This is a genomic window from Nocardia sp. CWNU-33 (assembly GCF_046764895.1).
GTDB lineage: Bacteria > Actinomycetota > Actinomycetes > Mycobacteriales > Mycobacteriaceae > Nocardia.
The window spans coordinates 68,347-86,578 of the sequence record NZ_JBKOQN010000033.1; the positions used below are offsets into that span (position 1 = coordinate 68,347).

The 18,232-nt window shown below is 63.7% G+C and carries 18 protein-coding genes and 2 pseudogenes; 8 read left to right on the forward strand and 12 right to left on the reverse strand.

What is annotated here, in order from left to right; all coding sequences use genetic code 11:
- Window positions 1-16 precede the first annotated feature (16 nt).
- From ACLMAL_RS31755 to ACLMAL_RS31780, 6 genes are all read right to left on the reverse strand, one after another.
- Complete coding sequence (locus ACLMAL_RS31755; RefSeq protein ID WP_412002433.1) at window positions 17-1,510, reverse strand: nitrilase-related carbon-nitrogen hydrolase; 1,494 nt, start codon at window positions 1,508-1,510, stop codon at window positions 17-19.
- Window positions 1,511-1,610: 100 nt separating this feature from the next.
- Complete coding sequence (locus ACLMAL_RS31760) at window positions 1,611-2,489, reverse strand: phosphoribulokinase (RefSeq protein ID WP_412002434.1); 879 nt, start codon at window positions 2,487-2,489, stop codon at window positions 1,611-1,613.
- A gap of 16 nt (window positions 2,490-2,505) precedes the next feature.
- Entirely contained in the window at window positions 2,506-3,600 is a 1,095-nt protein-coding gene (locus ACLMAL_RS31765) for a class 1 fructose-bisphosphatase (RefSeq protein WP_412002435.1), read from the reverse strand.
- A 15-nt stretch (window positions 3,601-3,615) separates the two neighbouring features.
- A complete protein-coding gene (locus ACLMAL_RS31770; RefSeq protein ID WP_412002436.1) occupies window positions 3,616-4,719 on the reverse strand; it encodes an AAA family ATPase in 1,104 nt (367 codons plus the stop codon).
- Window positions 4,709-5,131: a ribulose bisphosphate carboxylase small subunit gene (locus ACLMAL_RS31775; RefSeq protein WP_412002437.1), complete on the reverse strand. Its 423-nt coding sequence runs from the start codon at window positions 5,129-5,131 to the stop codon at window positions 4,709-4,711. Before ACLMAL_RS31775 ends, ACLMAL_RS31770 begins: the two co-directional genes overlap by 11 nt.
- A gap of 24 nt (window positions 5,132-5,155) precedes the next feature.
- Window positions 5,156-6,598: a form I ribulose bisphosphate carboxylase large subunit gene (locus ACLMAL_RS31780; protein ID WP_412002438.1), complete on the reverse strand. Its 1,443-nt coding sequence runs from the start codon at window positions 6,596-6,598 to the stop codon at window positions 5,156-5,158.
- Between the two features lie 129 nt (window positions 6,599-6,727).
- On the opposite strand from ACLMAL_RS31780, the gene ACLMAL_RS31785 reads away from it, so the two are divergent.
- Window positions 6,728-7,597, forward strand: a complete 870-nt coding sequence (locus ACLMAL_RS31785) for a LysR family transcriptional regulator (RefSeq protein ID WP_412002439.1) — start codon at window positions 6,728-6,730, stop codon at window positions 7,595-7,597.
- 236 nt (window positions 7,598-7,833) lie between these two features.
- Here the strand turns inward: ACLMAL_RS31785 and ACLMAL_RS31790 are convergent, their stop codons facing one another.
- Window positions 7,834-8,061 carry a hypothetical protein gene (locus ACLMAL_RS31790; protein ID WP_412002440.1) on the reverse strand — a complete coding sequence of 76 codons (228 nt, stop codon included), beginning with the start codon at window positions 8,059-8,061 and terminating at the stop codon, window positions 7,834-7,836.
- 128 nt (window positions 8,062-8,189) lie between these two features.
- Here ACLMAL_RS31790 and ACLMAL_RS31795 point away from each other — a divergent pair, with 128 nt between their 5' ends.
- The 3 genes from ACLMAL_RS31795 to ACLMAL_RS31805 all read left to right on the forward strand — a co-directional run bounded on the left by ACLMAL_RS31795 (window position 8,190) and on the right by ACLMAL_RS31805 (window position 11,514).
- Window positions 8,190-8,300, forward strand: a complete 111-nt coding sequence (locus ACLMAL_RS31795) for a hypothetical protein (protein ID WP_412002441.1) — start codon at window positions 8,190-8,192, stop codon at window positions 8,298-8,300.
- Between the two features lie 565 nt (window positions 8,301-8,865).
- Window positions 8,866-10,386, forward strand: a complete 1,521-nt coding sequence (locus ACLMAL_RS31800) for a class I adenylate-forming enzyme family protein (RefSeq protein WP_412002442.1) — start codon at window positions 8,866-8,868, stop codon at window positions 10,384-10,386.
- A 654-nt stretch (window positions 10,387-11,040) separates the two neighbouring features.
- Window positions 11,041-11,514 (forward strand): polyketide cyclase, encoded by a 474-nt coding sequence (locus ACLMAL_RS31805; RefSeq protein WP_412002443.1) that lies wholly within the window; start codon window positions 11,041-11,043, stop codon window positions 11,512-11,514.
- 168 nt (window positions 11,515-11,682) lie between these two features.
- On the opposite strand, the gene ACLMAL_RS31810 is transcribed toward ACLMAL_RS31805, so the two are convergent.
- The 3 genes from ACLMAL_RS31810 to ACLMAL_RS31820 form a co-directional block, all read right to left on the reverse strand.
- Window positions 11,683-12,429: a class I SAM-dependent methyltransferase gene (locus ACLMAL_RS31810; protein WP_412002444.1), complete on the reverse strand. Its 747-nt coding sequence runs from the start codon at window positions 12,427-12,429 to the stop codon at window positions 11,683-11,685.
- Complete coding sequence (locus tag ACLMAL_RS31815) at window positions 12,426-12,626, reverse strand: hypothetical protein (RefSeq protein WP_412002445.1); 201 nt, start codon at window positions 12,624-12,626, stop codon at window positions 12,426-12,428. The genes ACLMAL_RS31810 and ACLMAL_RS31815 overlap by 4 nt, the downstream gene beginning before the upstream one ends.
- Window positions 12,627-12,807: 181 nt before the next feature.
- Window positions 12,808-13,167, reverse strand: coding sequence for a hypothetical protein (locus ACLMAL_RS31820; RefSeq protein WP_412002446.1), 360 nt, complete (start codon window positions 13,165-13,167; stop codon window positions 12,808-12,810).
- Between the two features lie 580 nt (window positions 13,168-13,747).
- On the opposite strand from ACLMAL_RS31820, the gene ACLMAL_RS31825 reads away from it, so the two are divergent.
- Together ACLMAL_RS31825 and ACLMAL_RS31830 are read left to right on the forward strand one after the other, a co-directional pair.
- Window positions 13,748-15,235, forward strand: coding sequence for an aminotransferase class V-fold PLP-dependent enzyme (locus tag ACLMAL_RS31825; protein WP_412002447.1), 1,488 nt, complete (start codon window positions 13,748-13,750; stop codon window positions 15,233-15,235).
- Between the two features lie 561 nt (window positions 15,236-15,796).
- Window positions 15,797-15,964 carry a hypothetical protein gene (locus ACLMAL_RS31830; RefSeq protein WP_412002448.1) on the forward strand — a complete coding sequence of 56 codons (168 nt, stop codon included), beginning with the start codon at window positions 15,797-15,799 and terminating at the stop codon, window positions 15,962-15,964.
- Between the two features lie 38 nt (window positions 15,965-16,002).
- Here the strand turns inward: ACLMAL_RS31830 and ACLMAL_RS31835 are convergent, their stop codons facing one another.
- Together ACLMAL_RS31835 and ACLMAL_RS31840 are read right to left on the reverse strand one after the other, a co-directional pair.
- Complete coding sequence (locus ACLMAL_RS31835; protein ID WP_412002449.1) at window positions 16,003-16,152, reverse strand: hypothetical protein; 150 nt, start codon at window positions 16,150-16,152, stop codon at window positions 16,003-16,005.
- Window positions 16,153-16,257: 105 nt separating this feature from the next.
- On the reverse strand, window positions 16,258-16,884 hold the full coding sequence (locus tag ACLMAL_RS31840) for a hypothetical protein (protein WP_412002450.1): 627 nt from the start codon (window positions 16,882-16,884) through the stop codon (window positions 16,258-16,260).
- 4 nt (window positions 16,885-16,888) lie between these two features.
- On the opposite strand from ACLMAL_RS31840, the pseudogene ACLMAL_RS31845 reads away from it, so the two are divergent.
- Both ACLMAL_RS31845 and ACLMAL_RS31850 read left to right on the forward strand, forming a co-directional pair.
- Window positions 16,889-17,799: pseudogene (locus ACLMAL_RS31845) on the forward strand (IS982 family transposase).
- 58 nt (window positions 17,800-17,857) lie between these two features.
- A pseudogene (locus tag ACLMAL_RS31850) lies at window positions 17,858-18,133 on the forward strand (DDE-type integrase/transposase/recombinase); the annotation flags it as partial.
- Window positions 18,134-18,232: the final 99 nt, after the last annotated feature.

The following is an 18,232-nucleotide window of genomic DNA, read 5'->3' on the forward strand; positions in this document are numbered from 1 at the left end:
TCCGGACATATCATGATCAGCTCCGGTGTCCGATCCGCCGGACTGCGGCCATCGCTGTCAAACCGGCGACACCCGCGATGCACAGCCACGCGAAGAGGTCACCGATCAATCCGTACACCGTCCAGGTGCCGCGCGTCGGTACGGACACGACCATGCTCTGCTGCGTGGTGCTGAAGTAGTCGGTCCTGGCGAGGGTCGTGCCGTAGGCGTCGACGGTGATCGCGATGCCGTTGCTGGTCTCGCGGACGAGGTTGTATCCGTTCTCGACGGCGCGGAACACCGCGTTCGCGGCGTGCATGCGCTCGATGCCTTTCCAATCGTTGGCGGGGACGAACATGATGTCGGCGCGGGTGCGCATGGTGCGAGGGAAGTCGGCGTCGAAGCAGACGACACTGGCGATGCGGCCGTACGGTGTCGCGGACACCGACACGATTCCGTCGCCCGGTCGCAGGCTTTCCAGGCCAGGCACCGGGTGGGCCTTGTCGAAGGTCGACAACACCTGGCCGTCGGGCGCCACGAGTACGGCGATGTCGCGGGATCGCGGCTGCCCGTCGAGGATCACGGCTATCCCCATGTCGAGATAGATTGCCTTGTCTTTGGCCAGGTCTCGAGCTTGCCGCAGAAAATCATCGAAGTCTTCGCCGAGCACGACCGCGGCGGCCTCCGGCCACGCGACGATGCGCGCCCCGGCGTCGGCCTCGGTCCGGCTGCGAGCGAACAGATCATCATTGAGCACCGCGAACGCCCTGCGCAGCACCGGTTTCTGTTCGGGCAGCACCTCGGGTGCATGGAAGTTATCGATCTCCCGCATCCGCTCCTCGGCCGCGCGCGAGACGCTGACGCCTGCGACGCGCACCAAGCTCGGTGCGGTCGGCGCGAGGGCCAGCCGCAGGCCACCGCCGAGGAGCACGAGACCGAGCACCGAGACATAGGCCAGCGTGACGGTCCGGATCGACGGCCAATCCCACCGGTGTTCCAGCGCATCGTTGACGACCGGCGCTACCCAAGCCATCAAAAAGCTGATTCCGTACAAACCGGTGACCGAAACAACTTGCAGCAATGGCAGATTCGCCGACTGTGTCGTGGCCAACGGCCCGAAAATCGTGCCCAGCGGACTGATCGCCGCGACCAGGAACTCGACCGCTGCCCGGGCCGCGGGGAAGACCAAGGTGGCCGCGAACGGAGCCAACCGCTGGAACAGCAGCCGGTCGACCAGCAGCGGAATACTCAGGAGCAGGCTCAATACCAGACAGCCGAGCAGGATCGGCCCGCCCGCCGACCCGCCCGCCACCGTGACGAGGACGATCGTCACCGCAGTCGATGACAGGGCGGCACACGCGAATCCGGTGAGCGCACTACAGCTTCGGGTGAACCGCATCAGGGCGATGGAGAATAGCCACCCGGCGACCGGTACCGACCACGCGCTGTTCGTGGCGAACAGCGCGGCCACGACTCCAGCCGCCAACCAGAAGTACTTCCGCCACCCGGACGCGAAGGACAGATTTCCCATGCACCAGAGCCTGCTCGATCACCTGCCAGCCGTCATTGCGGTTGACTCCCCACTCTTGCTGTAGATTCCTCCACCTCCCAGGGTTGGCAGATACTGGCAGTCACCGACTTCGTTTGGGGCGCTTGTCCATCAGCCGCAGGATCAAGGGGGTGAAGATCAGTTGCATGGCCAGTTCCATCTTGCCGCCGGGGACGACGATGCAGTTCGGCCGGGACATGAAGGAGTCGTGCAGCATGGATAGGAGGTAGGGGAAGTCGATGACCTTGGGGTCAGCGAAGCGGATCACTACAAAGCTCTCGTCGGCCGTGGGGATGGTGCGGGCGATGAAGGGGTTCGAGGTATCGACGGTGGGCACCCGCTGGAAGTTGACGTAGGTGTGGGAGAACTGGGGGCAGATGTACTTCACGTAATCGGGCATGCGGCGCAGGATCGTGTCGATGACAGCTTCGCTCGAGTAGCCGCGTTCGGTCTTGTCGCGGATGACTTTCTGGGTCCACTCGAGGTTCACGATCGGTACCACGCCGACCAGCAGGTCCGCATGCTGAGCGACGTTCACGGAGTCGGTGACGGCGGCGCCGTGCAGACCCTCGTAGAACAGCAGGTCGCTGCCGGGAGACAGGTCCTCCCACGGTGTGAAGGTGCCCGCCGGCTGGTCGTAGGGTTTCGCTTCTGCGTCATCGTGCAGGTACTTGCGAACCGAGCCGACCCCGGTCGCGCCGTAGTCGCGGAAGAGTGTCTCCAACTCCTTCAGCAGATTCGCCTCCTCGCCGAAATGGGAGAAGGTGAGGTTGCCGCTCTGTTCGGCCTCCACCATCGCGAGCTTCATCTCGTTGCGGTCGTAGCGGTGGAAGGAGTCCCCCTCCACGATCACCGCATTGACGCCCTCGCGGCGAAAGATCTCCTGGAAAGTTCGTGTGACGCTGGTCGTTCCCGCACCGGATGATCCGGTGATCGCGACAACGGGATGCTTCACCGACATGGCATCGCCTCAATTCTCAATGGGGGGCAGGCCGGAACAGCGACCGGGAGCCGAACAACGAGCTGTCGAAGCTCGGCCCTTCGTCGGGCTCACTGTGATAGCGCTCGATCCGCTCCACCTCGTTGCGCGATCCGAAGATCAACGGCACCTGGTGGTGCACGTGCTCCGGCGACACCTCGAGCACGCGCTCGCCACCTGTGGTGGCCCAGCCACCCGCTTGCTCGACGATGAAGGCGATCGGGTTGGCCCCGTACAGCAACGACACTCGACCCGGCCGCAGCGGCGGCCTGGCGTCGTGCGGGTACAGGTAAACGCCACCGCGAGTGAGAATGTGGAACGTGTCGGCGACCAGCGAAGCCACCCAGCGCATATTGAAATCCCGCCCGCGCGGCCCGTCCACTCCGTCGAGGCATTCGTGCACGTATCTGCGTACCGGTCGTTCCCAGAACCGCTCGTTCGCGGCATTGATCGCGAAACCCGATGTGTCCTCGGGGATTCGCATCCGCGGATGGGTCAGCACGAACGCACCGATCTCCCGGTCGAGGGTGAAGCCGTCGACACCGCTGCCGGTGGTGATCACCAGCATCGTCGCCGGACCGTAGAGGGTGAACCCGGCGCAGACCTGCCGCACGCCCGGCTGCAGGAAGTCATCAGCGATCGGCGCCGCACCGCCGTCGGAAGCCCGCGCCCGATCCGGCGCCCGCAGCACACTGAATATCGTTCCGACGGGCAGATTTACGTCGATATTGGAGGAGCCGTCCAACGGGTCGAAGGCCAGCAGGTACTTACCGCGCCGGTGGATGTCCGGCACCGGATGAATCTGCGTCATCTGCTCCGACAGCAGTGCCGACAGATGCCCCGTCCACTGGGTCTGCGCCACCATGATGTCGTTGGCGATCGCATCGAGTTTGCGGTGCACCGTCGGCGGCAGATTATCCGGATCCGCCGCGCCGAGCGAGCCGACAACGGCTCCCCGCATCACCTGGTTGGCAATGATCTTCGTAGCTGTCGCAACAACATTCACCAGGGCGGAGAACTCACCGGATGAGCCGGGGTGCCGGTGCTCCTCTTCGATGGTGTAACGGGTGAGGGTCTTCAGTCCTTCTGGCATGGTGACTCGATCTCGTCAGGCGGGGGCCCTTGCGGTCGGCCCGTCCGGCAGCTCGGTTGTGCTCGATTTGCGGTGCTCCCGGGGCCTTTCGTGGTCATGCAAGACACCGCCACCGGGCCCGTTACTCGCACCGCTGCCACCGAACACGCTGCTGCCATGGACATCCTGGGCGGTCAGCGTGATCAGGTCGGTCTTGGTGAGCGGTAGCCGCAGCTCGACCAGGCGTTTGGCCTGGCGCAGCCGGCACCGATCGAGGGCATTGCGGACGCTGCGCGCATTGGAGAATCGCGGCCTGCGCATCCGCAACTCGACATACTCGGCAAACGCGGATCGCGCGGCATCATCGAAGCGAAAGTTCTCCCGCGCCACCATGATCTCGGCGATCTCCAGCAACTCGCCATGGGTGTAGTCGCTGAATTCCAGATGGTGCGCCACGCGCGAGGAAAGTCCGGGATTGGCGGAGAAGAATCGGTCCATCCGATCCGCATAACCAGCGAAGATCACCACCGAACTCGCGCGCTCGTCCTCCATCTCCTGCAAGAGGATCTCGATGACCTCCTGCCCATAGTCCCGCTCGTTCTCGGGGCGGAACAGGTAGTAGGCCTCGTCGATGAACAGCACTCCTCCGGCCGCCCTGGCCAGCGCCTCTTTCGTCTTCGGCGCGGTGTGTCCGATGAATTGACCGACCAGGTCGTCGCGGGTGACGGTGTGCACCTTCGGTTTCCGGATATAGCCGAGGGCATGCAGCATTTCCGCCATGCGCAGGGCGACAGTGGTCTTGCCGGTGCCCGGCCCGCCGGTGAAACTCATGTGCATGGTCGGCCGGGACGCCCGAAGCCCGAAGCGTTGACGCGCCCGATCGATCAGTAGCAGCGCCGCGATCTCCCGGACACGCAGCTTCACATTCGCCAAGCCGACCAGCTCTGCATCGAGTCTGGCCAGCACATCCTCGACGTCGTTGCCCGCGATATCGGTCGACAGGTCGAGCACCGCGGCGTCGTCGAGGATCTCGGCATCGGACGTCGCATCGGGGGGCACCGCCCGCACCGGCCGGGGATCATCGGCCCCGGGCCGGTGCAGCCGGAAACCACCGGCCGCTCCGGAACGCTCAACCGCCATACCGCGTCCCCGGACGGTCGTTCGTGGCGTAGGAATGTAGCCCGTAGATCTGCCGCCGATCGGGCCCCTCGCTCCGGGTGAGCAGGAACCCGGGTTCGTCGGCGGGCCGCTGCACGAGGAAGCTCAGCGCCGTGGTCTGCCTGCCGTAGCGTGCGTCATAGGCGTGTATCCGAATGTAGTGTCGCGGAAAGGTTTTCCGGCAGGCATCGATCTCGGCGAGCACACCGTCGGGCTCGTCGAGATCGAACAGCGGCAGCCCCCACATTTCCCAATAGGCATTGCGAGGATGCGGATCGTCGGTGTATTCGATGGACACCGGCCAGTTGTTCAGCAGCGCGTAGCGCACCTGCGCGGCGATCTCCGCATCGGTGAGTTCGGGCAGGTACGAGAAGGTTCCCTGACGCAGATACATGGCACGTCCTTCGGAAATTCGGCCTCAGTGGCTTGCCGTCGGCACGGCGTCGGGTGCATCGGTGGAGGTGTAGTCGAAGGTGACATCACCCCAGGTCGCCAGCGCGACATCCAGGGGGCGACAGGACTCGGCCGCCTTACGCAGCACGTCCGGTCCTTCCTTCAACAGATCGCGGCCTTCGTTGCGCGCCTTGACGATTGCCTCCAGCGCGACCCGGTTGGCTTCCGCCCCTGCCGCGATCCCGAGCGGGTGACCGATGGTGCCGCCGCCGAACTGCAACACCACATCGTCACCGAACAGGTCGACCAGTTGATGCATCTGGCCCGCGTGGATGCCACCGGAAGCCACCGGCATGACCCCCGGCAAGCTTGCCCAGTCCTGATCGAAGAAGATCCCGTTGCCCGGGTTCGCCGGAATATGGTTCTCCCGCAACGTGTCATAAAAGCCTCGAGTGGTGGCCGGATCGCCCTCGAGCTTCCCGACCACCGTCCCCGCATGCAGATGGTCGACTCCGATCAGCCTGCACCACTTGGCCAGCACCCGGAAGCTGACACCGTGCGTCTTCTGCCGTGTGAAGGTCGAATGGCCTGCCCGGTGGAGGTGCAGCAGCAGACCGTTGCGCCGCGCCCAATGCGACATGGACTGCATAGCGGTGTAGCCGACCGTCAGGTCCATCATGATCACGATGCTGCCCAGTTCCTTGGCGAACTCGGCGCGTTCGTACATGTCCTCCATCGTCGCCGCGGTGACATTGAGGTAGTGGCCCTTGATTTCGCCGGTCTCGGCCATAGCGCGATTGACGCCCTCCATGGCGAACAGATAGCGATCGCGCCACCGCATGAACGGTTGTGAGTTGATGTTCTCGTCGTCCTTGGTGAAATCGAGACCGCCCTTGCACGCCTCGTAGACCACCCGGCCGTAATTGCGCGCGGACAGACCCAGTTTCGGCTTCACCGTTGCACCGAGCAGCGCCCTGCCGTATTTGTTCAGGTACTCCCGCTCCATCACGGTCCCGTGCGGCGGACCCTGGAAAGTCTTGACATAGGCGACCGGAATGCGCATGTCCTCCAGCCGCAGTGCCAGCAGTGGTTTGAAGCCGAAGACATTGCCGATGATGGACGAGGTGAGGTTGGTGATCGAACCTTCCTCGAACAGGTCGAGGTCGTAGGCGATGTAGGCGAAGTACTCCCCCGGACGCCCGGGCACCTCATCGATCCGATAGCACTTGGCCTGGTAGCGCGAGTGCGCGGTCAGCCGGTCGGTCCACACCACGGTCCAGGTGGCCGTGGATGATTCGCCCGCAACCGCGGCGGCGGCTTCGATCGGGTCGACACCCGGCTGGGGGGTGACACGAAAGACGGCGAGGACATCCGTGTCCTTCGGCTCATAGTCCGGCGCGTAATACCCCATCGATGCATACGATTGGACACCCGGATCCCAGCGGTCCCGTTCGGTTTCCTCGGCCATCATTCCTCCAGATCCTGAGGGTGTGCGCCTTGCGATTTCCAGGATGACGGGGTCGGCGACGACAAACAATTTGATTGTTTCTCCGAATACTCAACGGTTTCTTCGAGTTTGGTACCGTGGAATATGGGTATGGTGAGCGCATCTCGGATGGAAACATTCCTGGCTGTGTCCCGCCAGGGCAGCATCCGCCGCGCGGCAAGCCAGCTGCACATCACCGAGGCCGCCGTCTCCGCGGCGGTCGCACACATCGAGAAGCAGCTCGGCGCGAAGCTCATCACCAAATCCGGTCGCGGCATCGTGCTCACCGAGGCCGGGCGGGTCTACGCCGAGTACTGCCGCACCATCCTGGGACTCATGAAGGAAGCACATGCGGCGGTCCGGCGCGCCGAGACAGGGCGGCTACGCATCGGAGTCGTCGCGACCGCCGGCGAATACGTGCTGCTGCGACTGCTCGCGTCCTTCCGCAACCGCTACCCCGACATCGAGCTGAGCCTGTCGGTCCATCCCCGCGATGTCCTCTTCCTCGAATTGCACCACCACGAAACAGATCTCGTCATCGCGGGCCGCCCGCCACGCGACACCGGCCTGGTCATCCGCGGCCGCCGAGCCTGCCGGCTCGTCGTGGTCGGCGCCCCCGAACACTGCCCCGACCCACTCCGCAGCACCTGGCTGCTGCGCGGCCGCGGCTCCGGCACCAGGGACGCCACACTGAACCTGCTCGACCGACTCGAAATCACGCCGCCCACTCTCACCCTCGGCAGCCACGGCGCAGTCCTTGCCGCGGCCCGCGAGGGCCTCGGCGTCACCCTGATGCACAGCGACGCGCTCGTCGGTGACATCGAATCCGGTCTGCTGCAAGCACTTCCGGTAGACGGCACCCCACTCGATCGTCCGTGGCACGCCATCACCACCCGAACCCCCACGCCCACCACTCGACTGTTCCTGGCCCACATCCTCGACCCGGCAGAGGTCGGTGCGGCCGTCTTCCAGCCAGGGTGAGTCGCGACATCGTTGCGGCTACCGTTCTTCGGACGACATCCCTGCATTCTCCGCACCGGAAGGCCGCACACGTTATCCGGCACGCCGTAGCCGAGCATGCTCCATTGTTGCGGCGGCAGCGGATCGCTGCCATCGTCGGGCCAGTGCCGTATGTGAGCATGAATCCATGAGCAACCGGGCGAATCTCGTCAGCGAACAGACAGCGGAGCTGGCGATGGACTATGGGCAGTTCCTCATCAGCGGCGGCAGTGAACGCGGCTGGGGACGTCTTTGTCGCGGACTTCGACGGCGCGAAAGTGCTTCGGTTGCCGGCTGGAGCGGACAACCCGATTACGTTGCCGCTCAAGGGTATCCAGTTCCCGATCGGAGTCAAGGCCGACGATGCCGGAAGCGTCTACATCACCGAACGTGTCGGTGACGCCGAGCACCGGGTCTGGAAGCTCACCGCCGACGGAAAGCAGCAACGACTGCCGTTCCCCGAACTGCAGTCGGTGGATGGGATCGCGGTGAACGCCAGGGTGATGTGTTCGTCGTCGACACCAGGCGACCGGCGGTTCTCGTTCTTCCTGCAGGAGCGGACTCATCGCGAGGTGTGTCCTACACCGGCTTCGGCAACCCGGATGGCGTCGCCGTGGCATCGAGTGGCGATGTGCTGGTCACAGACCCGAACAACAGTACAGTCTGGCGACTGCCACCACTGTAGACGATGTGTTGCTCATCCCGAACCTTCCACGACCGTCCGCGCCGAACGACTCTACGCGTGTTGTCCACGACCTCGTGTCCTCGGCGTCGTCGTCGACCATGTTAACAGCAGGGTGCTCGACGAGCGCAATAACGTTGCGCGACAATGCGTCTTGATCGACAAGTGACTGCACGACCATGCCCAATGTGGTCAGCGTGGATCGCGCCGTGACCGGTCGGCCGCGACGGCATGCGGGCTGTTGCCCGCGATCGAGACCATCGCGCGGGTTCCGAGAACCCAAGAAACAAGCGTCCTTTCGAATCGCGTGACAACTCGAATGTGTCCTGGATACGATCCCGACAGCATCTTCGGGACCCGCGACTGATCGCGGGACGGTGGGCACCTATGCGGTGGTCGCCTTTTCCGGAGCCCGAGCATCAGTGCCTGCACGGTTACGACCAGCGAGAGATATGAATGCAGAAGAGATCGAACCGCTGGCCCCGTGATCTGGCACGCATGGGGACATCGACCATCCGGTACGCCGGGCAGATGGCTGCGGTCGCGGCCAGGATCTAGGGAGACGCCGATGACCATCCCTCACCCCCCGACGCTGGCCGGCCTTTTGGTCGGGCACGCCCGGGACCGCGCCGGATGCCGCGCGATCAGCGCGCCTGCGGGGTCGCAGACCTATGCGGAGTTCGCCCGGGACGTGGCGCGAATCGCGGACCGGCTGCACGCTGCCGGTCTACGCCGGGGAGACCGGATGGCGGTGCTCGCGGACAACGACTTGGCCTACGTCCAGCTCGTCTACGCCGCCTCCTGGGCCGGCATTGTGCTGGTCGGTCTGAACTGGCGGCTGACGGCGGCCGAGCTCCGGGCCGTCCTGGAGGACTGCAACCCGTCCCTGCTCTTCGCCGATCGGGAGTTGGCATCGGGGTCGGACCCACGGTGCCCGGTGGTCCGGCTGGATGGACCCGAAGGCTCCGACTTCGAGCGCTGGTATGCCGCAGGAGATTCCGGCTACGCGCCGGATGCCGATCAATCCGACGAGTCCCTCGTGCTGCTGGCCTACACAACCGGCACCACCGGCGAGCCCAAGGGTATTCAGCTGGTCGAGCGAAATCTGCGGGAGATGGCCCAGCAGGCCGCGGCAGCCTGGGCGCTGCACCCGGAGATGAGGTACATGGCTTGCCTGCCGATGTTCCGAATGAGCGGGATGAGCTCGGTGACGTGTTGCGTGCACCTGGGCGGCGAGGTGGTCATTCCGTCGGGGTCCTCGATCGCCGCGATCGTCGGCGCCGTCGAGGACCGACGCGTCACCCACACCAGCCTGGTGCCGACCCAGCTGGCCAGTCTGGTTGCCGAGAACGCCGCCGCGACCTTCGACCTGTCCAGTCTCGAGGTGATCATCTACGGCTCCGCGCCCTCGAGCAGCTCGCTGATCGCCGAGGCGATGGAGATGCTGCCGCAGACCGGCTTTTCGCAGGGTTACGGCTTGACCGAAACCTGTGCCGGGGTGGCGGTCGCGCCGATCTTACGCCGGGGGGAGGTCGACCGGCATCCGGGTAGCGTGGGCCGCATCCACCCCAGCTGCGAGTGCCGGATCGTCGATGTTTCCACCGGTCGCGACGTCGGCACCGGTGAGGACGGCGAGATCTGGCTGCGGACGCCGCAACTGACCACAGGATATTGGAACAAACCCGCGGAGACCGCGGCCGCGATATCCGCCGACGGCTGGTTCCGCACCGGCGATATCGGGATGATCGACAACGACGGATTCCTCTACGTCCACGACCGGCTCAAGAACATGATCATCATAGGCGGAGAGAACGTCTACTCGGTCGAGGTCGAGAACGCGATCGGCGCGCACCCTGCGGTGCTCGAGGCCGCCGTCGTCGGCGTACCCCACCCGCACTGGGGTGAGACCGTGAAAGCGGTCGTGGTGCTGGGCCACGGTCAGGAGCTCGACGAGACAGAACTGCTCGGCTGGCTCGAAGGTCGGCTCGCCGGTTACAAGCGCCCGCGGATCGTCGAGTTCGTCGGTGATCTCCGCAAGGCGGGCAGCGGCGAGATTCTGAAACGTGAACTCAGACAAGGCAAGAGCTGACATGCCCGAAGTGGCCGCCGCAGCTTCAGTGGAGATCCGCGCGACAGCCCCGAGTCGGCAATGGAATACCCGGCATTGCGCTGACTCGGGGACCCGAATTCCGGGGGCGCGCATCGCAAGAGCCTGCACGGTCGATGGAAGCCACTCTCCGGCAGCCGAGTACGGACCACATCGATCTGCTCCAGCGGCAGGTATGGGGCTTCGCGACCTCGGTCGAGGAAATCCTGTGTGGCATTCCGGCGGCCGGTCGCCACTGGTCGCGCTGCACATCGTCTGGCTCGGAGATCCGACTGGAAGCGACAGTGGAGATACGAACGAGCGCCTCCGGCGGCTACTATGGGAATGCCACTGCGCAGCTACAATATTCGAGATTTGAACGAGTATCGACCGCAGCTTGGCAGGCGAATGTCCCTGCGCAGCTACGACATTGGCTAACACGTCCTCCGCATCACGCCACAGCGGATTGTCCGCCGATGTGCGGGAATGATATCCGAGCGCCTGGGTCGAGGGCGACGACTTTCATCGAAATACGTTGTACCGAGCTATATTTCGGTACAGGCGGCGCGCCGTGAGCATCCCTGGTCTCTCGTCGGCAGCGATCACCGAACCACGTTTGGATCAGCGTCCGCTCGACGATTGTGCGAGGATGGTTCCATGACTGAAGAACGGTTCGAGGTCCGACGGGAGATCGCGGCACAGCCGTCCGAGATCTTCGCCCTGCTGTGCTCACCCGAAGGGCATGTGTCGATCGACAGCACGGGCATGCTGCAATCCGCGGAAGGCGAAACTATCACTGACGTCGGAGATGAATTCGTCGTGCATATGGATCGTGAATCGCTCAATGACTTTCCCGAGATGGGAAAGTACGACGTCACGGTGACCATCACCGCATTCGAAAAGGACGCCCATATCGCGTGGACAGTCTCCCGAGAGGGCCAGGTGCCGATGATCGAACACCGCTTCGGCTACCGCGTGGAACCCAGCGAGATCGGTACCTCGGTGACGTCGTACTACGACTGGAGTCAGATCCCAGCGAAGTACCGCGACATGGGAATCTTCCCGATTCTTCCTGAATCCACGCTGCGGGCCTCGCTCGGCCTGCTCGCCAGGACCGTCGAGAAGAAGTAGGCGATCAGCCAGGCTGGTGGGCATCGTCAGCAGGTGCCCACCACACCCACAAGCAGTGGACGCTCGGTAGCTGAATAGTTTGATCCGGGTGATACGCATGTGGTACACCGTGATGTCTTTCAGACCACTGCCCTCGACCGGGTCGGTCGGCGTTGCGAAAGTGCCGCGCTACTTGGTTGCGACAATGACGGTTGTGCTGTCCAGGTCCACCGGACGGCCATGAAAGTCGCCCGCGAATGCCACGTGGCCGAATCCGGCTTCGTAGATTGCTGTCTCGAGTTGTGGGCGGGAATACATGTGGAGCCGACACTGTCGGGACCATCCAGGGCGCTTCCAGTGGAGGTCGAGTTCCTGGGTGGTCCAATCATATCGAGCGTGACCAACGAGATCGGATCGTTGAACCAGCTGCGTACTGATCAATTCGCTGCCGTTGCGTGCACGATGCTCGAAGTATTCGAGAGTATCGATTTCCATGACGAGCTTGCCCCCGGGCACGAGAACGTCGGCCCAGGCCGCGAGGGCGGCAAGGTCTTCCTCGCGGGTGTCGAAGAAGCCGAAGCTGGTCCACAGGTTCAGAATTGCGTCGTATGGACCCGCAGGTGGCGTTCGCATATCTGTCAGGACGAAGGTGCAGTCAGGATATCGACGGCGGGCATCGTCGAGTTGTTTCGGCGAGTTGTCTATACCGACGACGCGATAGCCGCGCCGATCGAGCGGCCCGGCGTGACGGCCGAAGCCGCAAGGCACATCGAGTATTCGCGCTCCGAGGGGCAATCGGAGCAGTGCGACAATCGCCTCGATCTCGCTCTCGGTGTCATCGTATCTGCCTAGGATGGTGAATGTTTCGCGGAAGCCTTCGTCGAAGAATTCATCTGCCCAGCTCTCTCGCGTGATGTGTCCGGAATTGGTCATCATGACCGGCCGGAAAAGTCTGTGACCCGAGAGGAGCCAAGGCGTAACGGCGGGATCGTGCCACTGCCATTCGGGACGATCTTCTCCGCCGCCGCACCGAGAGCGTGACCCACCACGTCGAGCGGGTCGGCCGGTTCCGATAGCGGAGCGTGACGCACGCCCGAGGTCGGGCTCGTCGGCAACTCGATCGAAATCTTCATCGCTGGTTCCTCGAAAGCTGGACGGCTGTATCGCAATTCATGGCTTCAGAAACGGTGCATCGGTCCACGCGAGCAGGGAGGTGCCCCGCCGTGACCGGACGCACGTACGCTCGGATAGTTGCCGCCGGAGGCGTAGCTCCCCGGTAGGGAGCTACGCCGAACGGCTACCACAAAGCGTGGATCACTTCTGGTCGAGATCGACCAACTTGCAGACACACAGCGTCACCGTGTGGGCAAGAATGCCGCCGAAATACTGAGTGCAGAACTCCGCGTACCCGACCGGATCGCACTGGTGCGCATGCCATGCCGAGTCCACTTCCAGATCGTCGGGCAGGTAGTTGCCCTGCATGCCGCTGGCCCGGAAGCGCTCGAGCGACCGCTGGTAGCGGACTACTCGATCGTCGATCTGCTCCTCGGTCAACGCCGCGGAGCCCGGCCAGAACAAGTGGCCCCAGCGCAGGTTCTCCTTGAGGTGTGTCGTGTCGAAATCGGCAGCAGGTACTTCGGTTTCAGCCGATACGGCCGCGATGCTCGTAGTCATAACCCAAACCCTCGATTCACTCAGAACTCACCATGTCGGCCGACAAGTCTCCAGAAGTGCTGGAGTAGTTAGAGTTTGGTGTGTGGCAGATCACTAGTCAAGGGGGTTCTTCCATCTCTGGGAGATGGCCATGCATGAACCTGTTTGCGACTCAATAGATTTGACCTACCGTTCAGAACCCAGCCGGGAACTCATCGATCACTATGAATTATGTACCGAGGTAATCGGCTCGGCCGGTCGATCGTGCTGGGGTCGGCGCCGCTCGCGGGAGCGGGCCCCTTCCAGGACGACCAGCGCGTCGGTGACTCAGGGAATCGCTCGACGACTGGGTGAAGGTCGCAACACTCATGCGGATTCCGTTGCGGAACAGCCGGATACGACGACGCTTCCGCGTTGGGTGCTTGACTCCTAGCGGAATCGGAGGTCTCGTTGTCTGGCTGGGTCGGCAGCGACGAATGATCTTGCGGCCCAAGAAGGGAGACCACGTTGTCGCAGAACCACCAACGATGACAAGGACTCGCCTCATGCGGATGGGCTGACAGAGCCACCGCTGACCCACACGATAAGACAAGGACCTGCTATGAGCGGAGACGGCACGCGCACCGCCAGCGCACAGGAATTTCTGGCCGACTACCCGGAGTACACCACGACAACGGTGCTCGATGACCTCCGGGCCACCGAGTATGCATATCTGGATCGCAATCGGGACATCTATCTCGACTACGCCGGCGCGGGGCTGGCCGCAACCGCCCAACATCAGGCACACAACGAGTGGATCTCCGCGGGCTGCCATGGCAATCCGCATTCGGACAACCCGACCTCGCGGGCGGCGACGGCCGGGGTCGAGACTGCTCGGGCGGCCGTGCTCGCCCATTTCAACGCTCCAGCGCAGGACTACACCGTGATCTTCACGGCGAACGCCACGGCGGCCTGTCGATTGGTCGGCGAGGCCTACCCCTTCGGCCGCGCGACACGTTTCGTCCTGACAGCCGACAACCATAATTCGGTCAATGGAATTCGAGAATTCGCTCGCTCCAGGCGGGCTCGAACGGAATACATCCCGATCACGGGTTCCGAACTAAGAGTGACCGAGTCTGCCCTCCACGCCGCGCTGGAGCGCCGCACGGTGCAGGAATCACTATCGACGGCTACGGCGAACGGACGAGAAAGCAGCCGTGGGTTGTTCGCCTATCCGGCGCAGAGCAATTTCACCGGTGTTCAGCATCCGCTCGACTGGGTCGATATTGCACACGAGAATGGCTTCGATGTATTGCTGGACGCCGCAGCCTATCTGCCGACGCATGAGCTCGATCTCACCGCCGTCCGAGCCGATTTCGTTCCCGTGAGCTGGTACAAGCTTTTCGGCTATCCGACCGGAGTCGGTTGTCTGATCGCCCGCCGCGACGCATTGTCCAGACTGCGGCGGCCATGGTTCTCCGGCGGCACCGTCCAGGCCGCCAGCGTTCAGGGAGGCTGGCACGCACCGGCCGCGGGATCTGCCGAATTCGAGGACGGCACCGTGAATTTCCTCGCCATACCGGATATCGAACATGGCCTCAACTGGCTGCGCGGGGTCGGCATCGATGTGATCAATCGGCGTACCCGCTGCCTGACCGGATGGCTTCTGGATCGGCTCCTGTCGCTCGAGCACGACAACGGGGCTTCCATGGTCCGAATCTATGGGCCGCGCAATATGATCAACCGCGGCGCGACGGTCGCGCTGAATATCCTCGACCCCTTCGGGGCCATCGTCGACGAGCGTCTGGTAGCGCGAGAATCCTCGGCGGCAGGGTTTTCGTTGCGCACCGGCTGCTTCTGTAATCCCGGCGCTGGGGAGGCAGCCTTCGACATCGGTCGGCCATCCTTGCTTCGCCTGTTCAGAAAGTCGGCTCTCTCGATCGATGCGTATATTACCGAACTCGGCCTGCCCACCGGTGGTGCTCTCCGCGTCTCCTTCGGGATCGCCTCCAGTTTTCAGGACGTCCAGCGATTTGTCGAATTCGTCGACACCACATACCGCAACCGTCCGCGTGAGACGCAGGGCCTCCCGCCACGCGAGAATTGCTGAGCTGTGCGCATTTCTCACCGAATCGAAAACGCGGTGCGCCTCTGATTCGGTCGATTTCGTTGAGGTTTCCGCGGAAGCGGCGAAGCGGTGCTGGCCTACTGCTAGCCCGTGTCTCAATAGTGGGGTGAGTGGTGGGCGCCGCTGCGCGGCGCCCACCACTCGAGAGATTCGAATGATGTTGCCTGCGTTGGTGTCGGTGAGCAGATCGAGCGAGGTCTCCGGTATCTGGATTAGCGACCATGCAACACCAGAGCACCGGAGACCTCGTGACCAGCGTATCGGTGACGAGGCGAGCGGACCTGACCGACGCCCAGTGGGCGCGACTGGAACCGCTGCTGCCTCGTGGCAAGAAGACGGGTCATGGGCTCTGGTCGGCGACGACGGGTGGCCGGTCGATCCCGAAGAACTCCGCGAACTCCATGCCGATGCCACGGCTGCGATCGCAGCCGTGGCGTACGCACCGATCGACGTAGACCTTCTGACCGATGTCCGCCGGGGCCTCCTGTCCATGCCAACAGTGATCGGTTTGGCGCTAACCTCGGTGCAGGACAACGCGATTCGATGAGTAGTAATGGATGGATCGCGCTCGGGTGGATGGTTGTGATCGGCCTACCCGTGGCGGTGCTCGTCGCGGTGATCCTGTGGCCTGAGCGCATTCCGAAAGAGCGCTCCGTGGAGGCGATCCGGCAGCGGGTAGAGGCGGAGGGCAACCCGCCGCCCGGGCCCTGACTGTTCTCCTCGATTCGAGAAGCTACTGGCGGCCGTCGCTACTGCCCATCCGTGCTGTCCCGCTGAATCGCTTCGTGGGCCGGTGACCAGACGGCGGCGTCGAGTTCGGCCAGGTCATCTGGAAAGGCCGTGCCGACAGGCGCGGTGTACGCGTCGACCGGCACGTTCAGGTTCGGGTCGCCGACCACAACGGCACGCTCGAAAACGTCTGCGTCGAGGGCTATCAGGTTGGCCTCAACGCGCGCACGAACTAGATGATTGAGTCCAAGGGGTGTGGTGGGATTTGAGGCCGGTCAGGACAGGGGCCGTCGGGGCAGTGTGTTGGTCCATTGGCGTTGCTCGGGGGTGTCGGGGACGGTCAGCCCGCGGGCTTGTTCTAGTCGGTTCCATGCCGTGTCAGGGTCGGTGCCGTTCAGAACGAGGAGCGCGGCGGCCAGCAGAGATGCCCTGCCGATGCCGAAGCGGCAGTGGGTGAGGACGTGTGCTCCGTCGTTGAGTTCTGCTGCGAGATGCTGGAGGGCCGGCAGCACACTCGCCTGGTCGGGTATGCCGCGGTCGACGATCGGGATGGAAACGAACTGCAGGCCCACCTCGCGTGCTGTGCGTGCTTCGGCTCCGAGGTCGCATTCGTAGAGTTCAGGGGCGGTGAGCGCGCAGACCAGAAGGTCGACGCCACAGGCTTTCAGCGCGGCCATCTCGTCTTCGAGCCATTCTCCGCCGCGCGGCTTGGCCATGATGCTCAGCAGTCCGGGACCTCGATGGTCGACGGTGTAAAAGGTAGGGCGCATGTTCATTGCCTCGGGCTGTGGTGGTTGTTTGCCAAGTCGGCGTCGCAAAGTCAGGTTGATCACCGAAGATGCTGCCGGGCACGGGTATTGCGTGCGTTCTGGCGTGATTGGGGCGAGGGTGCCGTAGGTCAAGGGTGTGAGCAATGACATCGACACCCTCGCCACTGCACTGTATGTCACTACCGACGACCTGTTGACCGCACGCCCGGATCTTCGCCCCTGGCGTCCGTCGATCGGGTTCGTCCCACGGTTGACCGACGCCGAACTGGTGACCCTGGCGGTGATACAGGCACTGCTGGGATACACCTCAGAGCGCCGCTGGTTGCGCCACGCCCGCAAGCACCTGGGGCATCTGTTCCGGTACCTGCCCTAGTCCGGCTACAACAAGCGCCTGCGGAAGGCGTCGCCGCTGATCAAGTCGGTGATCCGACTGCTGTCGACCGACACCACCTTGTGGACCGACGACGTGTGGGTCATCGATTCCACGCCGGTCGAATGTGGCCGATCCAAGGAAACGGTGCGCCGCTCGGACTTGGCGGGCTGGGCCGAATACGGTTACTGCGCTTCACATTCCCGTTTCTTCTGGGGTCTGCGGCTGCACCTGGTGTGCACCCTCGGTGGGCTGCCGGTCGGCTTCGCGTTGGTCGGTGCCAAGGCCGACGAACGTCAGACATTGCTCGACATCCGCACCGTCGATCCTGAATCGCCGGTCACCGCCCTGGCCAAACCCTGATCGGCGACAAGAACTACTTCGGCAAGGAGTTCGAGGCAGCATTGGCCGACAAGGGTATGCGCCTGCTGCGCCCGGCGCGCAAAGGCGAACCCGACCGGCCCGGTGCTCGACTGTTCAAACCACTGCGCCAGATCATCGAATCGATCAACCAGACCTTCAAAGGACAGCTCGACCTGGACCGACACGGCGGACGCACCCCCGACGGCGTTGTCGTACGGGTGCTGCAACGCATCCTCGCCATGACCACCGCCATCTGGCACAACGCCACGATCGGCGAGCGAATCCACCGATCCCTCACCTGGTACGACCACTAACCCCGGGACTCAATCATCTAGTGCTGTTGCACGCACCAAAACCCGCGGCAGCCGCCTCGGGTACGTGTTCCTGCACACCGCGGTCGACGGCTTCTCACGTTTGGCCTACACCGAAGCGCTACCAGATGAGAAAGCCGCCACCGCTATCGGGTTCGTATTCCGGGCCAGAGCGTTCTTCGCCGCGCACGGCATCGACCGGATCGAACGGATCGTCACGGACAACGGATCATGTTACCGGGCACGAGATTTCGCGAAGGTGCTCCTCGGCGCCCGGCATCAGCGAATCACTCCTTACACGCCTCGCCACAACGGCAAGGTCTGTGAGTATTTCCGGGACGCCCGCATCAGGCGGTCTGACCCTGGCCAAGGTATGACCGCGGTGTCCTTCGTTCGATTTGTCGACCGCCTCGATGCGGGCGTCCACGCGTGCGCC